Raw genomic sequence first — 237 nt, forward strand, 5'->3', positions numbered from 1 at the left:
GTTCGCGCTCGTCGTCACGAAGATGTACTTCATCGTGTTGGCGAAGGTGCGCCGTCCCTGGCGCGTGCCGTCGAGCAGCACATCGAGGCTCTTGTCGAGCAGCACCACGGCCGCCGACTCCTTCGCGACGGGGACGGCGGTGTCGACCGTGATCCCCACGTCGGCGGCGCGCAGCGGAGGCGCGTCGTTGATGCCGTCGCCGAGATAGCCGACGACGTGACCGCCCCGGCGGTAGGC

1 protein-coding gene is annotated in these 237 nt (G+C 69.6%); it reads right to left on the bottom strand.

Translation table 11 applies throughout. The features are described from left to right. Positions 1-237 (bottom strand): hypothetical protein (locus FJ658_RS15370; RefSeq protein ID WP_141146232.1); only part of this gene is annotated, 237 nt, incomplete at both ends.

The sequence above is a fragment of the Schumannella sp. 10F1B-5-1 genome (genome assembly GCF_006517535.1).
Lineage (GTDB): Bacteria > Actinomycetota > Actinomycetes > Actinomycetales > Microbacteriaceae > Schumannella.